We start from the raw sequence: 25852 nt of genomic DNA on the forward strand, positions 1-25852 counted from the left end.
GCGACTCGTACGCGAACTGAAGCCACTTCAGGAAGCCACCATCACCATCAACGGACACCAAATAACCGCCCAGCCCCAGACCACCCAGACCGCACAGCAAATCCTCAACAACCTGAACGCCGCAGGGCACTAAACTGTCAGGACTCAGGCCAGATACTCGGCGCCCTGCCCAGCGACGCCGAGCTGTACGCGTGGCTACTGGCCCACGGCGGACAGCTGATCGACGCCGCACTTGCCGGCCCCGGAGTGCAATCCACCTCCCGGGGCGGGCCGCAGCGCGTCAATCCCAAACGCGCCGCCCGCCAGGCGGCCAAGCAGGCGGCCCAACACGCACCCTCAACGGCCTCGCAGGAGGCCTTGGCACGCGCCCGAGAACAGCAGGCCGCCACGCGAGCGCAGGCGTCGACCGCCGCACGACGTCGCCGTGAACAGGAGCGCTATGAGCAACGCCGGATTCGGGCTAAACGCCGCCACCGGGGTCACTGACCTCCGGTTTGCTCCGGCAAGTGGGCCACGACCGCGTCGAGTCAGCGGGCGCCGGTGGGGACGGCGCCGGTGACGCGCCCGCCCTCCACCAGCACCAGCCACCGGGAGACCGTGCGCGCCCGCGCCAGGGCGTCGGCGGCCGGTTGCCCGGTCATCTGGGTGGTGACCGCGGCCGCCGGCAGCACGGTGCATACCTGGCCGACGGTGACGGCGGTGGCGTCGGGCAGGCCGGATCGCTCCAGCTCGGCCAGGGCGGGACCGTCCAGCGTGCCCAGAATCCGCGCGCCGTCGGCCACGAGCACCAGCCCCGCTCCGGCGTCGAGCTGCTCACGCGCAGCGACCAGAGGTGTTTCGGCGCCGACGACGGCGACCGGCCGGGCCAGGGCGCGCAGGTCGAGCCGGGCGGCGGCGCGGGTGCCCCGCCCCAGGCCGAGCACCCGCCAGGAGGTGGTGGCGATGGGCCAGGCGACCATAACTGCCAGGATCAGGCTGAAGGAGTCGGGCCGTGCGCCGGCCAGCAGCGGCGCCAGCACCCAGCGCCAGGCGATACCGACCACGACGGCAAGCCCGCCGACGGCGGCCACCCGCTGGCCCATTCGACGCCGGCCGCTCAGCTGCTCGACCAGTGCGGCCAGCGCATGGCCGCCGTCGAGTGGCAGCCCCGGCAGGGCATTGAAGACGCCCAGGGCGAGGTTGACCCAGGTCAGTGCCCACGCCGCCACGTAAACGGGTGCGGAGGAGGCCCGATCCAGCAGGCCGTGCCCGACGGCCCACAGGGCCAGGTTCACGGCCGGCCCGGCCAGGGAGGTGAGCACGTCCTTCCAGGGGCGCCACCGGGACGACGGGCCGAAGCTGGTGCGTCCGCCCCACAGGTACAGCTCGTAGCGCACCGGCCTGCGCCCCAGCAGCGCACCGACCGCCCCATGGGCGAACTCGTGACACATCACACTCACCCCCACGCCCAGCACCGTGGCCGCCACCGTTCCGACCACGATGGCGGGGCTATATCCGGCCAGTGCAGAGGACACCAGCGGATACCAGCTCCCGGCGATGAGCAGGCCCAGCAGCAGCGAGGTGGGGGCGACCACCACGGGGGCACCACCGAGCGTGAACAGCGTCCAGGAGTCCGAACGGCGTCGGGCAGCAGATGCAGTCATGCCCCGACCCTAGCGGCGGTGCCTATGGGAGCACCGCCGCCGTCCACAGGACCCGCCCGGAGCAGGGCGTCACGTCGACCTGTGGATGCACGGGCTGCTCGCCAACATTGATGTCGGCCGACGGCGGTAGGTTCGCACCGTGAGTGAGCAACCAGACCGCCCCGACGCAACCCCCGCTGCCGCACCCGCCGAAACGCCCGCCGCGGGTCCCGCCGTCGGCGTGCGCCCCACGGGCCCCGGCGGGAGCGGCCGCCGCCGCGGTTCGGGGCGTACGGCGCTGTCGCCGTCGCGGGCGAAGGACTTCATGCAGTGCCCGCTGCTGTTCCGCCTGCGCACCGTGGACCGCCTCCCGGAGCCCGGCTCCCTGGCCACCCACAAGGGCACGCTCGTACATGCGATTCTGGAGCGCCTGTACGACCTGCCGGCCCGCGAGCGCACCCGCGAGGCCGCCCTGGACATGCTGCCCGGACAGTGGGAGACGCACCGGGAGAAGCATCCGGAGGTCATGACCCTGTTCCCGGACTCCGCCGCGATCGATCCCTGGCTGGACGAGGCCAGGACGCTGATCAGCGCCTACTTCCAGCTGGAGAACCCCACTCGTCTGGAGCCGGCCGAGCGGGAGCTGTTCGTGCAGACCGAGACGCGCGACGGGCTGCTGCTGCGCGGTTTCGTCGACCGCCTGGACGTGGCCCCGGGCGGCGCCATGCGGGTGGTCGACTACAAGACCGGCCGCTCCCCCAGCCCGCGCTTCCAGGAGGATGCGCTGTTCCAGATGCGCTTTTACGCCCTGGTGCTCTGGCGGCTGCGCGGGCGGGCTCCGGCGCGCTTGCAGATCGTCTATCTCAAGGACGGCCGCACCCTCACCCACGATCCGCGCCTGCCGGAGCTGGAGGCGACCGAGACCAAGCTCGCCCACATCTGGGACGAGGTGGAGGACTGTGCCGCCGCCGGCGAGTTCGCCCCGCGCCGCTCCCGCCTGTGCGACTGGTGCGCCTACCAGGCCCAGTGCCCGCTGTTCGGCGGGACCACCCCCGAGCTGCCCGCCGACGGCGTCGCGCGGCTGCTCACCGCCCGGCGCGCGCCTACAGCCCGAGCCTGATCCGGCCCCGCGTCTCACAAAGTGGTATCCCCTTGGCATGAGGCCACCGCCCGCGCCTACGATTCCGGCCACCGCTGCCGACCTCAGTCGGTGACGGTCATCAACCCCTCCCCTGCACGGAAGAAAGCACTCATGAGCTCCCAGATCGCAGCCCGCAACCTTCGCGCCCGGCGCGGAGCGTGTTGCTGCATGCTCGACCTGGCCAGGGCTCACTGAGGCAGCAGCACCCAAATACAGCACACTCGAGCGAGTACGTAACCCTGCTTCTTCCCCCGGCCCACCGGCGCAACGGCACGCGCCGGTAGGCATCCCTGGCCAGGCCAAAGCCCAACCCCCATCACAGTCGCGGGTGGGCCACGCCTGTGGCCGACGGCGTCATCGCGCCGAAGCAGTCGCCCCACCTGCGTCCTTGACCACAGATTGCAGGCCGCTCTCCCAGCGGCCCGGACAGTCGGACAAAGGACCTCCATTGATATTCACCGGACTACTCGTCGGCGGCGTGCTCGGACTCGTCCTCCAACGCGGCCGCTTCTGCATCACCGGCGCCTTCCGAGACCTTTGGGTCTCCGGATCCTGGCGGTGGATGACCGCCTTCCTGCTGGCCATCGCCGTCCAGGCCGTCGGCGTCACCCTGCTTACGGCTACCGGCGCCATCACCCCCGAGGTGCCCACGCTGTCGGTCGTAGCGACAGCGGTCGGCTCTCTACTGTTCGGCGTCGGCATTGTGCTGGCCGGGGGCTGCGCCACCGGCACCTACTACCGCGCCGGAGAGGGCCTGGTGGGGTCCTGGTTCGCGCTCATCGCCTATGCCGGCACGGCGGCGGCTTCGAAGACCGGCGTGCTCGCCCCGGTGACCACCTGGATCAAGGGCCTGTGGACCACGCAGCTGACCACGATTCCCGCCGCCTTCGGGCTACCCGACTGGGTCGGCGTGCTCGCACTGGTGGCGGCAGTCGCTCTTCTGGTGCGTTGGCAGCTCCGGCTTGCGGCGGACCGGCCCGCCGTACTACAGCTGGCTCCCCAGCGCACGGGTCTGAACCACCTGCTGTTCGAACGCGCTTGGAACCCGCTGGTGACCGGCGTGCTCGTCGGACTCGTGGCGATCATCGCTTGGCCGACCTCGTGGGCCAGCGGCCGCCACGACGGGCTGGGAATCACCACGCCGTCGTCGAACCTGGTCGGCTGGTTGGTGACCGGGGACGCCGACCGGCTCGACTGGGGCGTGCTGCTGGTGCTCGGCATCCTCCTCGGCTCCCATCTCAGCGCCCGCGCCTCGGGCGAGTTCCGCGTCCGCGTACCCTCCGCCACCGTCATTCGCCGTTCGATCGCCGGTGGGCTGCTCATGGGCGTGGGCGCGGCCTGGGCCGGCGGCTGCTCCATTGGCAACGCCCTGGTGCAGACCTCCCTGCTGTCCTGGCAGGGCTGGACCGCGCTCGTCTTCCAGGTGCTGGGCGTGGGCACCGCCGCGTACGTCACCCTTATCCGCCCACGCAATCAGCGGCGTGCCGCGCGCGCAGCAGCGGCCTCCGCCGCCTCCTCCGAGCGCCTGGGTGAGTCCGAGGCGGCAGGCGCACTCGCGAGCCGCTGACCACGCACCCCCGTCATCCCATCCTCATTCACTCATCGAAAGGACCCAGTCATGCGTACCGTGTTGGAGACCGAGGGCCTCATCTGCCCCTTCCCCGTTATGGAGGCCGAGGAGGCGATGGCCGATCTGGAGATCGGCGACGAGCTCGTCATCGCCTTCGACTGCACCCAGGGCACCCAGTCGCTGCCCGCCTGGGCGGCGGACAACGGCTACACCGTCACCGAGTTCACCAAGACCGGCGAGGCCTCCTGGGCCATCACAGTCCGCAAGTGAGTCGGAGGGCGCCCCGCCACCCGCCTCCGAATGTCAATCGAGGCGAGTGACGGGGCGCGCCGTCGGCGGCCTGCCCGGTATGGCGCCGACGACGCCATACGGTTGGGCCATGGAACACAGGCGGCTCGGGCGCACCGGATTGCGCGTCTCGGCGGTCGGCCTCGGCACCATGACTTGGGGCCGGGACACCGACGAGTTGGAGGCCAAGGACCAGTTGGAGATCTTCCTCGACGCCGGCGGCACCCTGCTGGACACGGCTGCCTCCTACTGCGAGGGCGCCTCGGAGGAGGTGATCGGCGGTCTGCTCGCCGGGACGGTGGAGCGGCGCGACGTGGTGCTGGTATCCAAGGCGGGTGTGCGCACCTGGCGCACCGGCGCCCGCTCGACGGCGGCCGATGCCTCTCGCGGCACCCTGCTTGACACGCTGGATGACTCGCTGACGCGTCTGGGCACCGACCACCTGGATCTATGGCTGGTGCAGGTCCCCGATGCGACCACTCCGTTTGAGGAGACCGCCGACGCGCTACGAATCGCCGTCGCCAGCGGCCGCACCCGCTACGTGGGGGTGTCTAACCACCCCGCCTGGGTGAGCGTGCACCTGGCGGACCTGCTGCGTGAGGCCGGCGGGCCGGGGCTGGCCGCCGTGGAGGTGGAGCACTCGCTCCTGGCACGCGGCATCGAGCGGGAACTGCTGCCGGCGGCGGCGGGCCTTGGCTTCGGCGTGATCGGCTACGCCCCGCTGGGACGCGGAGTATTGACCGGCAAGTATCGGGCCACCACTCCCCCGGACTCCCGCGGCGCCTCCCCCCACCTGCGCTCCTACGTGGCCCCCTACCTGGGTGAGTCCCATCGCGGGGTAGTCGAGGCGGTGGCGACGGCCGCCACCGGGTTGGACCGCAGGCCCGTGGAAGTGGCCCTGGCATGGGCGCGCGACGCCGCCGGGATGGCCTCCACCGTGGTCGGGGCGCGTACCCCCGCCCAGTTGCGCGGCGCCCTGGCCGCCGAGGACCTGGACCTGCCGGCGCAGATCCGCCACGTCCTTAACGAGGTGACGGCGCCGGAGGTCGGCTACCCCGAGCGCTTCTGACACTCGGCCGGAACGAGAGTTCGAACGTGACCGGCTGCCGGGACCGCGTTGACGCGTAGGTTACGCCATCCTAACCTGCCTCTGGTCGTGGTTGCCGAGGTCCGTCCGACGGCACGGAAGCAGTGACACAGGAGAACGCTCATGCCGAAGAAACTCAAGAACAGCATCCTCATCCCCCTGATCCCGGCGGCCTTGAGCCTTCTGCTCGTCATTGGGGTGCTGACGGCCTTCTCCGCATGCGGGCCGAAGGATGACGGCACCTGGATGCACTGCCACGACTGTCAGAACGCGGTGGCCGCCGGCGGAGCGGGTCTCCTCGTGCTCTTCGGCGCGTCTGCCTGGGTGAAGAACCCTCCCCTCCGGATCGCGCTGCAAGTCGTCGCCACCGTTGGCGGCGTCGTCGTGTTCCTCATCCCCGGCGTCATCTGCCCCTTGTGCATGATGCGCACCATGCGCTGCTACACGGTTTTCCAGCCCTTCGTCAGAATCATGGCGGTGCTCATCGTCGGCTCCGGCATCGGCGCGCTCATCGGATCGCTGCGGACGACCGGGCCGAGCGCCGCCTGACTCCTCCGGACGGCGACGCGGGCTATGACCGCAAGAATGACCACTCACAGGACCAGCCTCATTGCCTGCGTGGCGGCCCTGCTCGTGCTGACCGCGGCGCTGCTGATGACTGCGGCGGCATGCCAGCAGCGGCGATCGAGCTACCAGCAGGCCGTGCGCCTGTCCGCATCCGGTAACGCCGCAGAGGCCTACCGGATCTTCGATGGGCTCGGCGACTACCGCGACGCCGCGGAGCGGGCGGCCGCACTGGCCCAGGCCGACCCCGCCCTGCCCTACCGGGACTCCCAGAAGGGCGACGTCATCGCCTTCGGCGCCTACGAGCAGGATGGCGACGCCGCCGACGGCGCCGAGCCGGTCGAGTGGTTCGTGCTCGACCGGATAGACGACCGGCTGCTGCTACTGAGCGTCGACTGCCTGGCCTCCCGCCGGTACAACGCCGAGCCCTTCGCATCCGTCACCTGGGAGGACAGCGAGCTGCGCACCTGGCTGAACGACGCCTTCCTCCAGGCCGCCTTCAGCCCGACCGAGCGGCAGATCATCCGGGCCACGCGGTTGCGGAACGACGACCAGTCCGTGGTCGGCACCGACGGCGGCGTGGACACCACGGACCGAGTTTTCGCGCTCAGCCACACCGAGGCACTGATCTACCTGCACGACGACGCCGACCGGGACTACCTGGGCAGGGCGGCCGCCTCCGACGCTGCCGCGACCGGGCAGGCATATGTCGACGCGGACGGGATGGCCGACTGGTGGCTGCGCTCGCCGGGCGGCTACCCCTACGCCGCCCAGTACGTCTCCACCACCGGGGAGACCGCCGAGGCGGGTGCCTACGTGGACGCCGAGTACGGGGTGCGCCCGGCCCTCTGGCTGGACGTGTCCGAGGCCGGTGACGGCGAGCCGTGAACCGTAGCCTCTCCCTGCGGACGATACCGCTGAAGAACCTGAGCGCGCATCCGGCCCGGACGGCGATACTACTGGCCCTGGTGCTCGTCCAGGCGGCATGCGTGTTCAGCGGGCTGCTGCTGGTGCAGAGTCTGCGGCAGGAGGCCGCCCTGGCGGAGCAGCGCCTCGGCGCCGACGTGCTGGTGTATCCGACCGCCGCCATGAACCGGCTCTACCAGGATCAGCTGCTCATGCAGGGCACCCCGGTGGAGTGCTACCGGCAGCGGTCCACGCTCTCCCGCCTGTCCGCAAACGATGACATCACCGCCCTCTCCTACCAGCTGTACCTGTCCGACACGCGGGCGGACGGCCAGCGGGTCTGGATCGTCGGCTTCGACCCGGAAACGGACTTCGTCATCTCCCCCTGGCTGGCCGAGGGCGCCGACTTCACGCTGGGCGACGGCGTCGTCGCGGTCGGCCCCGAGGTGGACGCCGCGGCGGCCTCCGGCCCGGATGCCGGCCCGGAGACGGTGGAGCTGTTCGGGCGTGAGCGGCCGGTGGCCGCGCACCTGCTACCCACCGGCTCCGAGCTGGACGGCGCGGTCTTCGTCACCATGAATACCCTGTCGGAGTTGATCGACGACTCGCTCGCCGCCGGCGTCGACACCTATGCCGATGTCGACCCGCAGCGCGACTACTCCGTCGCCCTGCTGCAGGTGGAGGACAGGCAGGACGTGGAGAGCGTGACCGCCTGGATCAACATCTACGTGCGCAGGGCGACCGCCGTGGGCGCAGACGCGAGCCTGACGTCCACCGCCAATGACATCGGCGGGCAGACGGCCGTGCTCGCGGCGGCCGCCGCCGGCACCTGGCTGCTCCTGCTGCTCGCCCTCGCCGTCGCCCAGTGGCTGCTTTTGCGCGAGCGCGAACCCGAGCTGCGCGTGTGGCGCGTGATCGGCGCATCGCGCCGGACCTTAAGCCGCGTAATCATGTCGGAGGCCGTGCTCGTCTACACGGCGGGCGCCGGCGTCGGCGTGCTGGTCGCCGCCCTGTTGTTCATCGGGGCGGGCGGGAGCCTGCTGGCCGAGGGCACGGCGACGCCGGCGCACATGCTGTCGGCGGCCGGGCTCACCCTGCTGGTCACGCTCGGCACCGGGGGCCTGAGCACCGGGCTGGCAACCGGATGGGCCGCGCGCAGGAATGACCGACGGAGGCCACCGGCCGGATGAGGAGACGAACGCACATGCTTTCACTGAACAGGCTCCCGTGGCTCAACCTGCGCGGCTACCCCGCCCGGACGGCGGCGCTGGTCGCCATCGCGGCCCTGATGTCCAGCGTGCTCTTCGGCGGCACGCTACTCGTCCGGGGCATCCGGGAGGGCCTGGAGACCACCCGGTCCCGCCTGGGGGCGGACATCCTGGTCACGCCGACGGAGGCCGCGAATGAGTTCGACGCCCAGAACGTCCTGGTACAGGCCGAGCCGGGCTACTTCTACATGCCGGCGGACACGCTCGACGCCGTCGCGGCCGTCCCCGGCGTGGAGGCCACCTCGCCGCAGCTGTTCCTGGCGTCCGCCAAGGCGAGCTGCTGCTCGGGGCACTACCAGATCATCGCCTTCGACCCCGGCAGCGACTTCGTCATCCAGCCCTGGATCACCGACACGCTCGCGGATGCCGACCTGGGCCCGCTGGGCATCATCGTCGGCAGTAACGTCGCGCTGACCGACGGGGACGACTTCCGCCTGTTCGACAACGACTACCACGTGGTCGGACAGTTCGCGGCCACCGGCTCCACCCTGGACAACGCCATATACACCGACTTCGACACCGCCAAGGTACTCATCGCATCCTCCGTCGCGAAGGGACTGAACAAGTACGGCGACGTCGATACCGACAACGTGGTCTCCTCCGTCCTGGTGCGGGTCGCACCCGGTCACGACGCCGCGGCCGTCGCCGCAGACATCGCCAGCCAGGTCGACGGGGTCAGCGTTGCCACGTCCGCGAGCATGGTCGCGGGTATCGCGGACAGCCTCGACAGGATCTCGGACACGGTAGGGATACTCGTGGGCGTTGTGTGGGTGATCGGCCTGGTGATGACCGTCCTGGTGTTCGGCATGCTGATCAACGAGCGCAAGCGGGAGTTCGCCTGCCTCGTGGCGATGGGGGCGGCCCGCGGCACGCTCTCAAGGATCGTGGTGCGGGAGTCGGTGGCTGCCAACCTCGGCGGTGGGGTCCTCGGCGTCGTCATCGCGGGTGTCGGACTCGGGGCCTTCAGGGTCGCTGTTTCTCAGGGCCTGAACGTCGGCTTCGTGCTTCCCGGACTCGGCGCGCTGGCCACACTCGCGGGCCTCGCGCTCGCTGCGGCGATCCTCGCCGCCGGGATGTCCACGTGGATCGGGGTCCGCATCCTGAATCGGATGGATACGAGCCTACTGCTGCAGGAGGGCGAGTGACATGGAGCTGAGAGCAAGGGAGTTGGCGAAGGACTTCTCCCGGGGACGGAGCCGCCGGACATTCACGGTGGTGCGGCCGGTGGACCTCGAGCTGGAGGCGGGAACGCTCACGGTCATCACGGGTCGCTCCGGCAGCGGCAAGAGCACGCTGCTGAGCATGCTGGCCGGGATGCTGACGCCCACCGCCGGCAGCGTCATGGTCGGCGAGGAGGATCTGTACGCCTTGGGTGAGGCCGAGCGCTCGCGGCTGCGCAACCGGAGAATCGGCCTGGTGCCGCAGGGGCACACGGCCCTGCGCAGCCTGACGGTGCTGGAGAACGTGCTGCTTCCGGCGGTCCTGTATGGCCGCGCGGAGCCCCCGCAGCAGCGAGCGGAGGAGCTGCTGGAGGCGGTCGGCCTGGCCGAGCTGAGGGAGGCCCGGCCCAGCGAGCTGTCGGGCGGCGAGCTGCGGCGGATGGCCGTGGCCAGGGCCCTGCTGCTGCAGCCGCGAATCGTGCTGGCCGACGAGCCCACGGCCGGACTGGACGGGGAGAACACCGTGGCGGCACTGGAGCTGTTGCGTGAAGCGGCGAACGCCGGGGCGGCGGTGCTGGTGGTCACGCACGAGAGCGAGGCGGACCGGTTCGCGGACCGGGCCTTCACCATGGGTGGCGGGAGTCTGTCCCCGCAGGCCGATCAGCCCTCGTAGTCGTCGTCGTCGACCTCCCGGTCGTCGTAGTCGTCGTAGTCGTCCTCGTCCACGTCTTCGTCGTCGTAGTCGTCCTCGGCGCCCTCGTCCTCGTCGTCCTCCGCCTCATCGTCGTCCTCGTCTTCATCGGAGTCGAAGGCGTCGAAGGGCAGTTCGATGCCGTAGGCGGTGAACAGGGCGTCGTCGTAGGTGAAGAAGGCGTCCTGGAGGGCGTCCTCCGCCGCGACAACGGCCGGGGACGTCTCGTCACCCGTCGCGGCGGCGTCCAGGTGCGCCTCGAAGGCGGCAATGAGTCGGTTGAGCGCGGACCGCGGGTCATTCGTCATGTGGGCAAGGATACCGGCTCAACCGTGGGCCGCGTCTACCGCCAAGGCCACGATCTAGTTCAGCCCGCGGCGCCGCAGCAGCGGTTCGATCTTGGGGTCGCGGCCGCGGTAGGCGCGGTAGGAGACGAGCGGGTCGCGGGAGTCCCCACGGGAGAGGAACTCACGGCGGAAGCGCTCCCCGGCCCGGCGATTCAGGCCCAGGTCGCCGCCGCGGCCGCCCTCGCCGTCGGTGCGGAACCATTCGGTGGTGTCCGCGTCCATGACCTCGCTCCAGATGTAGGCGTAGTAGGCGGCCGCGTAGCCGCCGCCGAAGACGTGGGCGAAGTAGGTGGTGCGGTAACGGGGCGGGACCAGGGCGTCGTCAATGCCGGCGTCGGCCAGGGCGGCGTGCTCGAAGGCCTCGACCGCGGTCACGTCGTCGGGCACGTCCTGTGCCTCCAGGGTGTGCCAGGCCTGGTCGAGCAGGGCCGCCCCCAAGTACTCGGTGGTGGCGTAGCCCTGGCCGAAGGCGCCCTGGCTGCGCAGCTGCTCGGCGAGGGACTGCGGCAAGGGCGCGCCGGTGTCCACGTGGCGGGCGTAGGAGGCGATGACCTGCGGGTGCAGTGCCCACTTCTCGTTGACCTGGGAGGGGAACTCGACGACGTCGCGGGGCACGTTGGTGCCCGACGCGCTGGGCCAGCGGGTATCGGCGAACAGTCCGTGCAGGGCGTGGCCGAACTCGTGGAAGGCGGTGATGACGTTGTCCCAGCTCAGCAGCGTCGGCCCGGATTCGGGCTTGGTCAGGTTCAGGCAGTTGATGACCACCGGCCTGCGGCCGGTCAGGTGGCTCTGCTCCACCAGGGAGTCCATCCAAGCGCCACCGTGCTTGCCCTCGCGGGCGTAGTAGTCGCCGACGAACAGTCCCAGCAGGGGCGCGGCATCGCCCTCGCCGTCACGGACCTCCCAGACGCGCACATCCGGGGCGTACATGTGGGCGGCCAGGTCGGGACGCTCGTGGAAGCCGATGCCGTACAGGCGGGTCGCAGCGTAGAAGACGCCCCGTTCGACGACGTTGTTCAGCTCCAGGTAGGGGGCGAGGGTGGCGTCGTCGACGCCGAAGCGTTCCTTGCGCTCGGCCTCCTCGTAGCGGGGCCAGTCGGCGGGGCCGAAGCTCTCCCCGGGTTGGGTGGCCGGGTCGGCGGCCATGCGGGCGGCGTAGGTTTCGGCATCGCGGCGGGCGTTGGCCATGGCCGGGGGCACCAGGCGGGTGAGCAGCTCGTTGACGGCCTGGCTGGTGCGGGCCGCCGACTCGGCGGCGACGACCGCGGCGTGGTGGGGGTAGCCGAGCAGCCGGGCGCGCTCGGCCCGCAGCCTGGCCTCCTCCAGCACGAGGGCCCGAGTGTCATGTTCACCGGACAGTCCACGGCCCAGCGACCGGTTCAGCAGGGCGACGCGCTCGGCGTGGGTGGCGGTGGTGGCCAGCGCGGGAGTGGCAGTGAAGTTGGCGACGCCGGCGGCGTGCATCGCGTTGGTGGTGAGAGTGGCGAAGCGGGTGGACAGGGCCGTCAGCCGGGCGTTGATGGCGCGCAGCCGGTCCGCGTCCGGGCCGGTCAGGGCGACGCCGTCGCGTTCGAACTCCTCCACGGCCAGGCGGATGCAGCGGGCGGTCTCGGCGTCGATCGCCTGACCGTCGGCGTCCACCGGGGTCCGAGCGGGCGTGGCCTGGGCGGCGGCACGCACCTGTTCGTCGAGGGTCTTGAAACGCCGGTAGATGCGAGCATCCAGGCTGTAGGCGTCGTCGTGGGCGGCCAGGTCGGGGGCGAGGGCCTCCTCCAGCGCGTCCAACTCGGGGCTGTCGGTAGCAGAGGTCAGGGCGTACAGCACGGTCAGGGCGCGGGAAAGCAGTTCGCCGCTGCGTTCGACGGCGGCGACCGTGTTCTCCACGGTCGGCGCGGCGGGGTTGGTGGCAATCGCCTCCCACTGGGCACGCTGAGCCGCCATACCGGCCCGTACCGCCGGCTCGATGTCCGCAGGCGAGACGGCGCCGAAATCGGGCAGTTCCAGGTCGAGCTCCCAGGGGCGGGCGAAGGGGTTGGTTTCGGGGAGTGCGTCCGCCGCAGCGGGATCGGCCTGAGTCATGGGACTCATCCTGCCACGCGCTCCGGCCCATCCCAGGGAGCACCGGAAGACGGCGGCTGCGTCCCGGGGCTCTTAGAGGCCGAGCACGCCGGGAACGTCCGGCGGGAAGAAGCCGGGCCCCTTGAGGACCTTGCCGTCCTCCCGGTAGATGGGCCGACCATCCGCCCCGAGCTTGGACATGTTGGAGCGCTGCACCTCGGCCAGCACCGCGGCCAGGTCGATGCCGGTCTCCAGCGCCATGCCGTAGATGACGTAGACCAAATCGGCCAGGGCGTCGGCGGCCTCCACCGTGTCGCGGGTGCCGTCGTCGGCTGCGACGGCGCGCCGGTAAGCGGCCTCGACCTCGCCGCGGGCCGCCTGCCCATAGACGGCGCCGATCAGCTCACCGAACTCCTCGGCGATCAGGCTCATGCGCATGTGCAGGCTCTCGCGGTCCAGACTCGGCCCATCCGTCCGGATGGGCAGCCCGTAGGTGGAGTGGAAGCGGCGCACCAGCGCCTCGGGGTCGTCGCCCTCGCGCTCACCGACCGGGTCGGCGGCCACCAGTGGCGTGGCGGCGCCGTGCGTGTGCGACGAGCCGGCCACCTGCCCGCCGACCGTGACGGGACCGTCCCAGGGGGCGGCGGGGCGGCGCGGGTCGGCGGGCAGGAGCGTGCCCACCCACCCGTCGTGCAGCACGCCGTCGTTGGCGAGGAAGGAGCGCACTCGCCCCTCGCGGCGGAAACCCAACCCCCAGGCGACCCGCCAGGACGCCCAGTTCGGCACGCCGTCGTGAATGTCGCAGCGCCAGCGCAGGGCGACGGCGTGCAGTGGGCCGTCCGAGTGAAAGGCCGTGTCGATGAGCGCGCGTGCCGCCCGAGAGACGGTGCCGCGACCGCGGGCCTCGGGAGCGAGCCAGTAACCAATCTCCCAGGCGCCGTCGGCCTGTCCGGAAATGCTCATCATGCCCACCAACAGGGCGGAGCCGTCGGCGGCGACCTCGCGCACCGCCCAGGTCAGGTCGTTGCCGGCCTCCCAGCCGGCCCGCACGATGCGGTCGATGAAGTCCTGCGCCTGCGCGCGGGTGTAACCGCGCGGGACGGTGGTCCACTCCTGAATGTCGGGATCCTGGCAGATCTCCGCCACCCGGTCGACGTCGGCGCTGGTGGGAACAGACAACAGGAGCGCGGGCAGGTTGGCGCCGTCGCGGGTCTCGGCGGGCACGCGGATCTCGAAGGGCTGCATGCGGCGAGCCTACCGACGTTCAGTGGATACGACTAATGGCCACGACCTACCGGCCGCGGCCCTTCGAGCGGGTGTCCGAGGGGGGACTTGAACCCCCACGCCCTTTTAGTCAGGCACTAGCACCTCAAGCTAGCGCGTCTACCTATTCCGCCACTCGGACTTGTGGTCACCGCCGCAGGGCACAGGCCCGCATTGCTGACTGAGGAAAGTTAACACGCTCCGGGCCAAGGCGGGCAAATCCGTCCCGGGTGCCGTGCATCACAGGGACGCGACGGTGATACGGGTACCCAGCGACAGCGATTCCCCCGGCGCCAGGCGCACGGCATTATCGCCCACCACGGCACTCTCCACACACAGCATGGAGGCGAACTCGTCGTCATCCAGGTCCGTCAGCGCGGCGGCGCCGGCGCTCCACGGGTTCCACACCACGGTGTTGGCTGCCCCCACACCGATCACGCTCACTCGGCGCCCCAAGGCCGGGTCGGAGAGTGTGACTGGGGCGCCGGAGGCGTAGACGCGGTCCGTCTGCCCGGTGATACGCAGCGGGCCGTGTTGCACCTGGCCGGCCTGGCCGGTCACCTTGTCCAGATAGGTCGCTCCCTCCAGGCCCGCCACTTCCACAGCGGTCACGTCCCCCACCGCCAGGTAGGTGTGCAGAGCGGCCTCCACCGGTTCGTCCGCCCCGGGACCGCCGGTGCGCCGCAGGGACAGTGATAGGCCCAGCTCCTCCCCCACGTCTACGGAGTACAGGGCGGCGATGCCGTCACGCTCGAGTGCGAACAGGGCCTGCACACCGCCGCCCGGCCGTGACTGCACGCTGGACAACTGCCAGGGCGAGATCCGCCCCCACCCGTGGGAGGGGCGCCGATCGCCACTCACACCCGCCCCGAACCAGGGCAGACACAGGGGGACGCCGCCCCGGATCGGGGCCGCGCCGTCGAAGATCGCCCGGCGCGAGGTGAAGATGACCGGCCTGCCGCCGCGCGGCGTCCAGGCGGTCAGGTGCGCTCCGTGCAGGTAGATCTCAGCACTGCCGGCGGGTGCGTCGATCAGCAGTCGTGGCTGACCTCCCCGGCCCGGGGTCAGGGCGGTGGTCCGCGGCAGGCGGGGGCGTGTGGCGTGCGTGCTCATGGGTGCCACGCTAGTAGTCTGAGCCGCGTCCGCGAGCGAGAGCGAGCCGAGAAAAACATGCATGTCACCGCCGGAGCCGGTCGCGAGGACCGTCAACTCCCCCTGCCCTACGCCCCGACCGCCGTCCTGTTCGATCTGGACGGCACCCTGATCGACTCTGCGCCGGCCATCCTGGCGGCACTGGAGTTGGCCTTCGACGAGTTGGGCCTGCCGAAGCAGACGCCGGCGGAGCTGATGCGCTTCGTCGGCCCGCCGCTGGTGGACGGCTTCCGACTTAACGCCGGACTGACCGGCACGGCCAACGCCGAGGCGGTCGCCACCTACCGGCGCCACTACCGCGATACGATGCTCGACTCCCCCCTGTACGACGGCGTGGCCGAGTTGGTGCGTGCCCTGCATGCCGCCGGGGTGCCGCTGGCGGTGGCGACCTCAAAGCATGAGGGCTACGCGCGCGAGATCCTGGAGCACGCCGGCCTGCTTGACTGCTTCAGCGCGGTCAGCGGGGCGGCCGCCGGGGACCTGGGCGGCCGGAAGGCTCAGGTCATCCACGCCGCCATTGAGCGTCTGGCCGAGGCGGGAGTCGACGTCAGCCGACCGGTGCACATCGGCGACCTCGATCACGACGTCGCCGGCGCCCGGACGGAGGGCATCGACTGCATCGGGGCCCTGTGGGGATACGGCAACCCGGAAATCCTGCGCGGCGCCAAAGCCCTCGCCGCCGCCCCGGCCGAAGTGGGCGCACTGCTCGGAGTGGAGGTTTGAGATGGCGGACGCTATAGACAAGCCGGAGCAGGCCGAACCCGCGCCCCCGCCGGAGCCGACGAGCCAAACGGAGCCGCAGCGGCCGGAATCGGACTCGGCGCTGCACCACTTCACCTCCCGGCTGCGCGAGGGACGCGATGTGCTGGGCCGCACCATCGACCGGGCCGAACGCGCCCGGCTGGACGCGCGCGAGCAGCAGTTGCGCTATGAGGGCGCCTCCACCGCCGACGCCGCGGACACAGACGGCGAGGCGGCAGCCGGTGCGCCTCGCCCCTCGCCGCTCAACTCGCTGCCCTCCTGGCTGGTGCGCGGCGGGCTCGGGGCCTGGCTGCTGCTGGGGATGATCATCATCATCGGCCTGGTGTTCTTCGCCACCTCCCGGGTGGTCCCCGTGTTCGTGGGCGTGTTCATGGCGCTGGTGCTCACCTCGATCCTGCAGCCGCTGGTGAACCTGTTCGCCCGGGTCATGCCCCGCTACCCGGCCACCTTCCTGGCGCTGCTCACAGCCCTGGCCCTGGTGGTGGGCATGGTCACCTACGTGGTGACCTCGGTTACCAACCAGTGGAACACGCTGGCATCGCAGTTCTCGGACGGCGTCGACACGATCGTGGACTTCATCGTCAACGGCCCCCTGCCGCTGGACCTGACCCAGCAGGAGCTGATGGGGCGGCTGCAAGACCTGCTGCGACAGGGGCAGAACTATCTGGCGAACAATGCCCCCACCCTGGCTACCGAGGTGCTGTCCAACGCGGGCACGGTGGTGAACATCTTCGCGGTGCTGGCGTTGGCAATCTTCTCCACGATCTTCTTCCTGGCTTCCGGCGGGCGCATGTGGCGGTGGTTCCTCAACGAGTTGCCGGCCCGCATGCGCGAGGATGTCCACCACGCCGCGGGAGCCGGCTGGTACACCTTCGCGGGTTACGCCCGCGGCACCGTGCTCGTGGCACTGACCGACGGGATCATGGCGGGAATCTTCCTCCAGGTCATCAGTGTGCCGCTGGCCGCGCCGCTGGCGGTGCTGGTGTTCATCGGCGCCTTCATCCCGATCATCGGTGCGCCGACGGCGATGATCATCGCCATGGTGGTGGCGCTGGCCTCCAAGGGCTTCATCACCATGGTCGTCGTTGGCCTGGGGGTGGCCGGTATCGGCCAGATCGAGGGGCACATCCTGCAGCCGCTGATCATGGGGCGGCAGGTGTCGCTGCACCCGGTGGTGGTCATCATTGCCGTGGCCGTGGGCACCTATGCGGCGGGCCTGCTCGGCGCGATCGTGGCGGTGCCGCTGGTGAGCGTGGCCTGGTCGATGTACTCCGAGCTGCACACCAAGGACGCGCCGGTCGTCGGCGAGCTGCCCGCCTACACCGGTGACAAGGACTGAGCGACGCGCTGATCACCCAGCTGGCGCGACCGCCTCAGCACCAGTCGCGGCTGCCCGGTGAGGTGACTCCCGGCAGCACCTCCAGGTGCTCGGCTACCAGGGCGGTCACGCCGTCACCGGACTCGACCATGCCCCGTGCAACGAGGGCTGCGGCCCGCCGGCCGACGTCGCGATAGCGGCGCCACATGCCGGCGGGACAGATGACATTGAGCAGGCCGGTCTCATCCTCGAGGTTCAAGAAGATCGTGCCGGCTGAGGTGTTGGGGTGCTGCCGGTGGGTGACGAGCCCGGCCACCCGTACTCGGCGCCCCGACTCGTGGTGCAGGACCTCCGCGACGGTGAGCACGCCGGCGGCGGTGAGCCGGTCGCGCTGAAAGACGATGGGTGAGGCCTCCGTGGAGACCCCGGTCAGGCGCAGGTCGACGTCCTGCCGCTCCCGGGCGGTCATGTCGGCCAGGCGTGGAGCGCGAGCGCCGACGGCGGTACCGGGCAGGGGCGGCTGGTACCAGGCGGTCCGCTCGCGGCCGACGGCATGACGCTGCCCGTACTCCTGGGACAGGGCGCCGGCCGCCCACAGGGCCTCGCGGCGGGCGACACCAAGGGAGGCCAGGGCTCCGGAAGCGGCCAGTGCTTCAAGACGGGAGCGGCTCAGCCGCACGCGGCGGGCGAGGTCGGCGACGCCGGTGTAGGTGCCGTGGGCGGTGCGCTCGGTGACGATGGCGGCGGCGACGTCGTTCCCCAGCCCCTTGATGGGGGCCAGGCCCAGGCGGACGGCCAGGTCGGGGTGAACATCGAGGGGGCTGAGGGCATTGGGGTCGGCGGGCGGGGCGGCAGCGTCGTCCTGGGGTTCGACGCAGGCCTGCTCGCGTGAGGCGTTGACGTCGGCGGGCAGTACCCGCACGCCGTGGCGGCGGGCATCGGCGACCAGAGTCTGTGGGGACCAGAACCCCATGGGTTGGGCGGCGAGGATACCGGCGTAGAAGTCCTCGGGCTTGCGGACCTTCAGCCAGGCGGAGGCGTAGACCAGGTAGGCGAAGGAGAAGGCGTGCGATTCGGGGAAGCCGAAGTCGGCGAAGGCGCGGAGCTTGTCAAAGATGGTCTCCGCGGTCTGGTGGTCGATGCCTCGTTCCTGCATGCCGCTGACTAGCCGCTCATGCAGGGCCTCCATGCGTTCGACGGAGCGTTTGGCACCCATCGCCTGCCGCAGCGCGTCGGCCTCGGCCGGGCTGAAGCCGGCGGCGTCGACGGCGATCTGCATGAGCTGCTCCTGGAACAGCGGAATGCCCAGGGTCTTGGCCAGGGCGGGCTTGAGGGACTCGTGCAGGTAGGTGACCTCCTCTCGGCCCAGGCGGCGACGGATATAGGGGTTGACGGCGTCGCCCTGGATGGGGCCGGGCCGGATGAGGGCGACCTCGACGACGATGTCGTAGAACTTGCGCGGGCGCAGGCGGGGCAGGGTGGCCATCTGGGCGCGGGACTCGACCTGGAAGACGCCGACCGTGTCCGCGGCGCTGAGCAGCCGGTAGACGGCCGGGTCCTCCTCCGGGAGCGTGTGCAGCCCCCAGGGGCGGCCCCTCTGGGCGGGGCGCAGGACTCCCCCGGTGGCGAGGTCGGGCACCGTCTCGCCGCGCTCGGCAAGACTGGTGAAGGCCAGTCGCAGCGCGGTCAGTTCCCCCAGTCCCAACAGGTCGAATTTGACCAGGCCCGCGGCGGCGCAGTCATCCTTGTCCCATTGCAGGACGGTGCGCCCCTCCATGGCGGACCAGCGCACGGGGCAGACCTCGGTGACCGGGCGGTCGGCGAGCACCATGCCGCCGGAGTGGATGCCCAGGTGCCGGGGCAGGCGCAGCAGGTGCTCGGCGACGTCGAGGACCTGCTCGGGAGGAGCATCCGCTGCGGGGCCGTCCTCGATGCGAACCTTTCTCCAGTGGTAGGACATCCGGGAGGCCCAGGCGTCCTGCAGTCCGGCGGGGTGGCCAAGTGCCCGAGCGGCGTCGCAGATCGCGGAACGGGGCCGGTAGGAGATGACGTTGGCGACCTGGGCGGCGTAGTCGCGCCCGTAGTGGGCGTAGACGTGCTGGATGACCTCCTCGCGGCGGCAGGCCTCGATGTCGAGGTCGATGTCCGGGTAGCCGGCCCGCCCCGGGGAGAGGAAGCGTTCGAAGAGCATGCGGTGGCGGACGGCGTCCACCGCCGTGATGCCCAGGGCGTAGCAGACAGCCGAGTTGGCGGCGCTTCCCCGCCCCTGACACAGGATGCCGGCGCTGGCACAGAAGTCGACGATGGAGCGGACGATGAGGAAGTAGCCGGGGAAGCCGAGGGATTCGATGACGTCTAGCTCGTGGGCGAGGATCCTCCAGGCCTCGGGGTCCTCCGCCTCCGTGCCGTACCGCGCCAGGGCACCGCGGCGGGTGAGCTCCCGCAGCCAGGTGGCGGGGGTGTGCCCCGCGGGCACCTCCGGGTCGGGCAGGCCGGGGGCTACGAGGGCGAGGTCGAAGGCGAGGTCCCGGGCGATCTCGGCGGCGGCGTCGACGGCGTGGGGCGCCCGACGGTGCAGCCGGGCCATGTCCTGTGGGCCGCGTAGCCAGCGGCCGATGGCGGGCAGGTATCCGCGGGCGTTTTCGAGGTCGGTGCGTAGCCGGGTGGCGGTGAGCACGTCTGCGAGATGGGAGTCGGCCGCGCGGGCGCAGCGCACCGCGCCGGTGGCGACGAGTGGGAGGTGGTGCTCGGAGGCCAGCTTGGTCAGGACGGCGGTCAGGGCTGCGTCGGTGGGGCTGCCGTCAAGACAGATCTCGACGGCGACGCCGTCGTGGCCGAAGAGGTCAACCAGGTGCCCGAGGGCGGTGTCGGCGGCGGCGGGGTCCCAGGCATCGGGGCGATGCGGGTCGCCGAGGGCACGACGCAGTGGCCCGTTGACAGTGCCGGTGAGGACCAGGCAGGTGGAATGCAGCTCGTCGGCCAGGATCGGCAAACGGTGAGCTGGATCGGTACGGTGCCCGGCGGCGAGATTGTGGCGGGAGATGGCGGCGCACAGGCGGTGATAGCCGAGTGGGCCACGGGCGAGGATCGGCAGGTGGGCGCCGTCTTCGAGGGTGAGTTCGGTGCCGTGAACGGTGGGGATTCCGTGGGCACGGCCGGCCTGGGCGTGGCGGACGATGCCGGGCATGCCGTCGTGATCGGTCAGAGCTAGGGCTTCCAGACCGAGCTCGACGGCGGCGGCGACGAGGTCCTCGGGCTCGTTGGCGCCGTCGAGGAAGGAGTAGGCGGAGTGAGCATGTAGTTCGGCATAGCGGTGGGTTCCGGTAGTGCCTGCCGGCCCCGCCGTACCGGTGAGGGCCATGGTGCCGGCGGGCATTTGCGGGAGCGCACCGGAACCGCGGCCGCCGATGTCGGTATCGAGACTCATGGAAGTGGTCCTCATGGTTATGGAAGTCATGGAAGCGGCCCTCATGAATGTCCTCGGAAGAGCTGCTGGGCCTGGTGCTGCCAGTGGCTAGAACCTCACGCCCCCAACGGCTCGGGGCCTGCGCCACCAACGACTAGAACCTCACGCCGCCTTTCCGGGGTGTGTTTTAGAAGGGCGGGATTTGGTCAAGTAATGGAGCTAACCCCAGGTCGTGGAGGGCTTGGGGAAAGGGGGCGGTCTCGAATGCGCCGATGGGGTGCCCGGGCCGGGGCCCACGGCTGACTACTTGCGGGGGTTGCGGGGGCCGACCGGGACGCCTGCTGGGACGCGTGGAGGCGCCGCCAGGTGCCTCGGCAATAGCGGCACCGGAGCCGACAGCGGGGGCGGCTTCCTGAGCTGTGCCACCGGAACCGGCGGCTGAGTCGACTTCCTGCACTGTGCCACCGGAACCGGCGGCTGAGTCGACTTCCTGCACTGTGTCACCGGAGCCGACGGCGGGGCCTCCTTCCTGCACTCGTGCTTGTTCCTGTGCTTGCGCAGCCAGACTCAAGCCGTGCTCAAGCCGACTCACCACTGCGCTGTCGACCGCGTCGGCTAGGTGTTGGGGTGCCTGCTGGGCGGGCATGGCCAGTTGACGCGGCCCGACGCGGCGGGGCAGGAGGGTGATGGTGCCGTCGGGGGTGCGCCGGTAGCGGGCCCCGGTGGGGGTGGTCCAGATCAGCACGCCATCGCCGTCGGCCGTGTTCTGACGGGTGAGGGTCCATCCGGGAGTGTGCTTGAGGCGGTGGTGGGCTTGGCACAGGGTGGTGAGGTTATTCAGGCTGGTGGCCCCACCGGAAGCCCAGGGGGTGATGTGGTCGGTGTCGCAGCGGGCTGCGGGGGTGCCACAGCCGGGGAAGACGCATTCCTGGTCACGGGCTTGCACCAGGTCGCGTAGGCCGGCTGGGGGCCGATAGTGACTGCGGCCCACGTCCAGCACCACCCCGGATAGTGGATCGGTGACCAGCCTGCGCCAGGTGCCGCCAGCTGCCAATGCCCTGGCTGTGGCGGCAGGAACCGCCACGCGACCGGTGCCGACCACAACCTCCGCCGCCCCAGCCTTCTCGGCTGCCTCGACGGCCCGGGGGACGGTAGCAGCCCCGCCGGATCCGATCCCAGCCGCCCGTGTGACCTCGACGTCGGTGGGCAGACTGCTCCCTCGGACGCTGGCTACGGCCAGACTCCCGCCGCCGGTTTCAGGCAGACTCCCGCCGCCGGTTTCAGGCAGACTGCTCCCACTGCCACTGGCGGTTTCGGGCGTAGTTGCCCTGCTGCCTGTAGGCACCGTTCTTCCCCCGGACGAGGTGGGCAGACCTCTCCCGTCACAGGCGGGCAGGCCTTCGCTGCCGTCTTCGGGTAGGAGCTGGTTCAACGGCACGGTGACGTCAACGTTGACGCTGATTCCGGGTGGCGGGAACACGGGGGTGATGCCGGATGGCGTCCACCAGGGACGAGATGGCTCCACCAGGCTGCTTAGCGCCCCCAGCAGGCCTGGCAACGGCACCCCATCCGGCAGCAAACCAGCAGCCCCCGGCCCGACCGTCGCGAGGGCAGGGCCAGTCCCACTGACGGCGGTGGTGAAGGCACTGACGTCATTGGCGTTTGCGGTTCGACAGGCCAGGTTCTGGCTGCCCTGCAAGGTGCGCAGGGTCATGCCGGTGATGGCATCGGCCCGCAACTGAGACAGGGACCGGCTGTCGCCGGCGGCTCGTGCGCTGGCGGCGATCGCGTCCAGGGTGGCGTCCAGTAGTAGCGCGTCCAGGCTTGGCAGTAGCAGACGCATTTCGTGGGTCCCCTCACCGGCCGGACGGGGCCGGGTCACCCGCCGCCCCGCCACATCTCGCCTACGGCGACTGCTAGCACCGTTGGGGTCGAGGGCGGCCAGGGCCCGATCAATATCCCGCCCCAGCTGCGAGCAGGTGCGGCGTGGAGCACGGGCCAGCACCCGTTCCTGCACCGCTGCCGCCGTGTCGGGGTTGACGTCCTGCAGCCGGCGGACGATCAAGGCAGTCTTGGAGGTGTCCAGTAGACCGGCCCGGTGCAAGGCCTCCGTGGCTGCGAACTCGGGTTGCAGCAATGCCTGGCCACGGTCCAGGAGTAGGTCCACACTGCTGCGAGTAGTGCCGAGTCGGGCGGCGATTTCCCCGCTGGCGGTGAACCTCCGCTCATCCTCGGTAATGAACTGCTCAAGCCGGCCGCCCGGCCCCCAGGGCGGGGTGCCGCGGTTCATCTCTGCTGTCCGGGTCAGGCAGGCGGCCGCCACGCCCTCCGCCCAGGCCGCCCAGGCACCCAGCCGGTGGCAGGCCCCCACCAGTTCGCTGAGTACCTGGCCACCCAAGCAGGCCAGCGCATCAGCCCCTGCACCCTGTCCCCAGTCCATACCCAGCCGCCCGGCCGCCTCGGCCAGCATCCGCTCGGCCGGGCTGGTAACCGCTGCCAACACAGCGTCGGTATCAGGGATACTCAAAACCTCATTGGCGTCCGCCGCGCCATCGGTGTCATCGGTGTCATCAGTGGCGACGTCCGGGTGGGCGGGCACCAGCAGCACCGACAACAGGCCCTCAATCAGATCTGCCAGGTCAGCGCCCGCCGGCACCCCCGACAGACGACCGACCAGGTCCTCAACCTCACCATCCATCCGGGATCCTGCCGCATGGCGAGGTTGAGGACTTGCCAGGGGCCCGGTCGTCAGCTTCGCGGCAGCAGGCGACGTCACCCGACCCGCCCGGGCACGCCGGGCGGGCTGGCTCTCAACACCCCTACCTTCGAACATATGTACACAGTAGCGCGAGGGTCCGACACGAATTCGCCCCTCACAGCCCTAAACGCACCCACGTCAGTGAGACGTGCATCACATTTCTCGCGCATCTCTCAGCACCCAGCAAGCCGCTTCAACCGGCCCCGCATCGGTTCAGCCCGCCCCGGCACCACGTGGCACACCCCTATCGGATGACTTCACGCGATCGTTCCCCGTGAGCCCGCCCCGGCACCACACGACACACCCTCCAACTCAAGCCACCGACACCGCAGCGATGGCAAGCACCGCCAGAATCCAGGAGGTCATTGAGCCGATGAGGAACTCCTCCGCCTTGCGGCCGTCCTGATCCTTGTTGATCTCAGGAAAGCGGATCACACCCTTGGCGGCGATGACCGCCGCAACCGCTGCCTGCGCTCCGGCTGCCGCGAGCAAGAGGATGAGGATGCGCTCAAGCGGTCCGATCCAGCGGCCACCACGCATCGCCACAACCAGCGGCGACAGCGTGCCCGCGGACGAGTTAGAGCCCCGAGCGAGATTGAGGACGGCCGACACCAGCCCATTCGCCGGCGCCCCCAGGAGAATGACCACGCCCGCCACGGCGCACGCCCGCGCCGCCGACGTGCCGACGGGGGCGGCTAGCACGGCACAGGCCCCACAGCCGACGGCGAGCGCAATGAGCGACACCGCCCCGCCCCACTCACTGGGCGCGAGCATTTCCCAAACGCTCCACACCACCGGGACGACGATGGCGACCACGACACCGGCGGCCGCAAGTCCCAGTGGTCCCCGGGCGAGAAGAATCCCGACGACGACGAGCGCCCCGGTCCCGGCGGCGATTGCTACGGCTCGCCGCCTTGGACGTCCCTCGCCGAAGAGTCGCCGCGCCAGCACAGGCAAGGTGCTGGCGAGCCCGGCGAGTAGCAGTACGAGCGCGGTCATTGCTGCACCGCCTGCGGTTCGCGTCCCGTGCGCGCCACGGCGACAGTGTCGAGCAGGGTGTCGAGCAGGGTTTGGCCCTCGATGAGGGCGGCCCCCGGCCCGCGGAAGAAGTCGGAGACGGCCTGCTGGCTGACCTTCTCCGCCCGAGCCACCTCGACCTGGGTGGCGCCGGCCAGGAGCGCCGCGGTCATGCGCCGCTGTCGCGGTCGCAGGCGGGTGACGGCCTGGTCGCGCAGCAGGAGCAGCGCATTGACGATCGCCTCAACCTCCTGTGCATCGCCCGGGACGACGGCGTCCTGCGCCACACGCAGCCAGCTGCGGCAGAACTCTCGGCCCGCGTCTTGGACGGCGTGCGCCTGCTCGATGGCCTCGCGTGCCGCCCACCAGGCACTGCCGTCCTGAATGGTGGCGCCAGCGCCGTCGGCGTCGGCGGAGACCGTCCCCACCCGTCCGGCACCAATGCCGAAGCGCAGGGCCAACCCCTCGGGAAGAAGCAGTTGGACGCGCACAGTGAGCGTCAGGGCAGCGGGCAGCGAGGCGGCGATGGCCTGAAACTCATCACCTACGGTGGCGATGGGCGATTGCGGCAGCGACAGCCCCGCGGCCGCCCGCGTGAGCGCATCGGCGAAGGTGGCCTGCGCGGCGCGCCGGTCGGTCAGACGCCGGGAGCCGACGATGTCGGCGATGATGGCGTAGTAGACATCCACGTCTCCACGGTATCGCTTGTATTTCCCCCAATACAAGGACCTCCTCGGAAGTGCACTCTGGCCCGCATATCCCGGTGTGCGCCGGCTCGCGCGTCGCGGCCCGGCGCCCTCCCCCGGCCCTCACTCCCCCGGCAGCACGCCCCCGAATTCCAGATAGCACTTGCCGCACAGGGACTCGTAGGTGACGTCGACGCCATCGATGGCGACCTGATCGCCGTCGAAAACGAACTCCTCCCCCACCTTGCGGGCATTGAAGATGGCCTTACGCCCACAGCGGCAGATCGTCTTGAGCTCCTCCAACGAGTGGGCGATCTCCAGCAGGCGCCGCGATCCGGGGAAGCTCACGGTGCGGAAGTCGGTGCGGATCCCGTAGGCGAGCACGGGAATGTCGTCGATGAGCACGATCTCCATGAGCTGGTCGACCTGCAGCGGGGTGAGGAACTGCGCCTCGTCGACCAGTACGCAGTCGACGGTCTCACGCGGGCCGGCCTGCGGGTCGGCGGCGCGCTCCCCCAGGGCGGCCCGGCGTACCAGGGCGCGCACGTCGTCGTCGGCGGTGACGAGCAGGTCGACGCGGCGAGTCATCCCCAGGCGGGAGACCACGGTGTCATTACCCTTGGTGTCGATCGCGGCCTTGACCAGGAGTACCCGCTGCCCGCGCTCCTCGTAGTTGTAGGCGGTCTGCAACAGTCCCGTGGTCTTGCCCGAGTTCATGGCACCGTAGCGGAAATAGAGCTTGGCCATGCGCGTCCTGATTCCTCTCCCGGAGCGGGCGCAAGGCCCTC

General features: G+C 70.6%; 22 protein-coding genes and 1 tRNA gene. 12 read left to right on the top strand and 11 right to left on the bottom strand.

Features of this window, described 5'->3' with window-relative positions; genetic code table 11:
• The first annotated feature begins 153 nt into the window (after positions 1–153).
• Positions 154–486, top strand: coding sequence for a DUF2992 family protein (locus DRB06_RS16980; RefSeq protein WP_111820319.1), 333 nt, complete (start codon positions 154–156; stop codon positions 484–486).
• A gap of 41 nt (positions 487–527) precedes the next feature.
• On the opposite strand, the gene DRB06_RS14395 is transcribed toward DRB06_RS16980, so the two are convergent.
• Positions 528–1643: a site-2 protease family protein gene (locus DRB06_RS14395; RefSeq protein WP_111820320.1), complete on the bottom strand. Its 1116-nt coding sequence runs from the start codon at positions 1641–1643 to the stop codon at positions 528–530.
• 277 nt (positions 1644–1920) lie between these two features.
• On the opposite strand from DRB06_RS14395, the gene DRB06_RS14400 reads away from it, so the two are divergent.
• From DRB06_RS14400 to DRB06_RS14440, 9 genes are all read left to right on the top strand, one after another.
• Entirely contained in the window at positions 1921–2742 is an 822-nt protein-coding gene (locus DRB06_RS14400) for a PD-(D/E)XK nuclease family protein (RefSeq protein WP_073332747.1), read from the top strand.
• 469 nt (positions 2743–3211) lie between these two features.
• Complete coding sequence (locus DRB06_RS14405; protein ID WP_073332514.1) at positions 3212–4330, top strand: YeeE/YedE family protein; 1119 nt, start codon at positions 3212–3214, stop codon at positions 4328–4330.
• A 51-nt stretch (positions 4331–4381) separates the two neighbouring features.
• Positions 4382–4603, top strand: coding sequence for a sulfurtransferase TusA family protein (locus DRB06_RS14410; RefSeq protein ID WP_111820321.1), 222 nt, complete (start codon positions 4382–4384; stop codon positions 4601–4603).
• A 109-nt stretch (positions 4604–4712) separates the two neighbouring features.
• Positions 4713–5690, top strand: a complete 978-nt coding sequence (locus DRB06_RS14415) for an aldo/keto reductase (protein ID WP_111820322.1) — start codon at positions 4713–4715, stop codon at positions 5688–5690.
• A gap of 141 nt (positions 5691–5831) precedes the next feature.
• Entirely contained in the window at positions 5832–6257 is a 426-nt protein-coding gene (locus DRB06_RS14420) for a DUF4418 family protein (protein ID WP_073332522.1), read from the top strand.
• A 36-nt stretch (positions 6258–6293) separates the two neighbouring features.
• Positions 6294–7160, top strand: coding sequence for a DUF6273 domain-containing protein (locus DRB06_RS14425; protein ID WP_111820323.1), 867 nt, complete (start codon positions 6294–6296; stop codon positions 7158–7160).
• Entirely contained in the window at positions 7157–8368 is a 1212-nt protein-coding gene (locus DRB06_RS14430; protein WP_111820324.1) for an ABC transporter permease, read from the top strand. The genes DRB06_RS14425 and DRB06_RS14430 overlap by 4 nt, the downstream gene beginning before the upstream one ends.
• Positions 8369–8382: 14 nt before the next feature.
• A complete protein-coding gene (locus DRB06_RS14435; protein ID WP_111820325.1) occupies positions 8383–9591 on the top strand; it encodes an ABC transporter permease in 1209 nt (402 codons plus the stop codon).
• Between the two features lies 1 nt (position 9592).
• Positions 9593–10279: an ABC transporter ATP-binding protein gene (locus DRB06_RS14440; protein WP_111820326.1), complete on the top strand. Its 687-nt coding sequence runs from the start codon at positions 9593–9595 to the stop codon at positions 10277–10279.
• Here the strand turns inward: DRB06_RS14440 and DRB06_RS14445 are convergent.
• The 5 genes from DRB06_RS14445 to DRB06_RS14465 form a co-directional block, all read right to left on the bottom strand.
• Complete coding sequence (locus DRB06_RS14445) at positions 10267–10605, bottom strand: DNA primase (RefSeq protein WP_111820327.1); 339 nt, start codon at positions 10603–10605, stop codon at positions 10267–10269. The two genes, DRB06_RS14440 and DRB06_RS14445, sit on opposite strands and share 13 nt — an antisense overlap.
• A 54-nt stretch (positions 10606–10659) precedes the next feature.
• On the bottom strand, positions 10660–12732 hold the full coding sequence (locus DRB06_RS14450) for a M3 family metallopeptidase (protein WP_111820328.1): 2073 nt from the start codon (positions 12730–12732) through the stop codon (positions 10660–10662).
• Positions 12733–12795: 63 nt separating this feature from the next.
• Positions 12796–13947 (bottom strand): bifunctional GNAT family N-acetyltransferase/nucleoside triphosphate pyrophosphohydrolase family protein, encoded by a 1152-nt coding sequence (locus DRB06_RS14455; RefSeq protein WP_073332540.1) that lies wholly within the window; start codon positions 13945–13947, stop codon positions 12796–12798.
• Positions 13948–14019: 72 nt separating this feature from the next.
• Positions 14020–14107, bottom strand: a tRNA-Leu gene (locus tag DRB06_RS14460).
• 98 nt (positions 14108–14205) lie between these two features.
• Complete coding sequence (locus DRB06_RS14465; protein WP_073332542.1) at positions 14206–15078, bottom strand: D-hexose-6-phosphate mutarotase; 873 nt, start codon at positions 15076–15078, stop codon at positions 14206–14208.
• Positions 15079–15135: 57 nt separating this feature from the next.
• On the opposite strand from DRB06_RS14465, the gene DRB06_RS14470 reads away from it, so the two are divergent.
• Both DRB06_RS14470 and DRB06_RS14475 read left to right on the top strand, forming a co-directional pair.
• Complete coding sequence (locus DRB06_RS14470) at positions 15136–15840, top strand: HAD hydrolase-like protein (RefSeq protein ID WP_111820329.1); 705 nt, start codon at positions 15136–15138, stop codon at positions 15838–15840.
• Position 15841: 1 nt separating this feature from the next.
• Positions 15842–17218 (top strand): AI-2E family transporter, encoded by a 1377-nt coding sequence (locus DRB06_RS14475; RefSeq protein WP_111820330.1) that lies wholly within the window; start codon positions 15842–15844, stop codon positions 17216–17218.
• A 34-nt stretch (positions 17219–17252) separates the two neighbouring features.
• On the opposite strand, the gene DRB06_RS14480 is transcribed toward DRB06_RS14475, so the two are convergent.
• The 5 genes from DRB06_RS14480 to DRB06_RS14500 all read right to left on the bottom strand — a co-directional run bounded on the left by DRB06_RS14480 (position 17253) and on the right by DRB06_RS14500 (position 25811).
• Complete coding sequence (locus DRB06_RS14480) at positions 17253–20558, bottom strand: error-prone DNA polymerase (RefSeq protein WP_111820363.1); 3306 nt, start codon at positions 20556–20558, stop codon at positions 17253–17255.
• Between the two features lie 232 nt (positions 20559–20790).
• Positions 20791–23301: an HNH endonuclease signature motif containing protein gene (locus DRB06_RS14485; RefSeq protein WP_111820331.1), complete on the bottom strand. Its 2511-nt coding sequence runs from the start codon at positions 23299–23301 to the stop codon at positions 20791–20793.
• 372 nt (positions 23302–23673) lie between these two features.
• The gene (locus tag DRB06_RS14490; RefSeq protein WP_111820332.1) at positions 23674–24360 is read right to left on the bottom strand and encodes a hypothetical protein; all 687 of its coding nucleotides are present in this window, start codon (positions 24358–24360) and stop codon (positions 23674–23676) included.
• Positions 24357–25067, bottom strand: a complete 711-nt coding sequence (locus DRB06_RS14495) for a SatD family protein (protein ID WP_108966939.1) — start codon at positions 25065–25067, stop codon at positions 24357–24359. The genes DRB06_RS14490 and DRB06_RS14495 overlap by 4 nt, the downstream gene beginning before the upstream one ends.
• A gap of 120 nt (positions 25068–25187) precedes the next feature.
• Complete coding sequence (locus tag DRB06_RS14500) at positions 25188–25811, bottom strand: thymidine kinase (protein ID WP_073332556.1); 624 nt, start codon at positions 25809–25811, stop codon at positions 25188–25190.
• Positions 25812–25852: the final 41 nt, after the last annotated feature.

The sequence above is a fragment of the Actinomyces sp. Z5 genome, from assembly GCF_003287795.1.
Classification (GTDB): Bacteria; Actinomycetota; Actinomycetes; order Actinomycetales; family Actinomycetaceae; genus Actinomyces; species Actinomyces glycerinitolerans.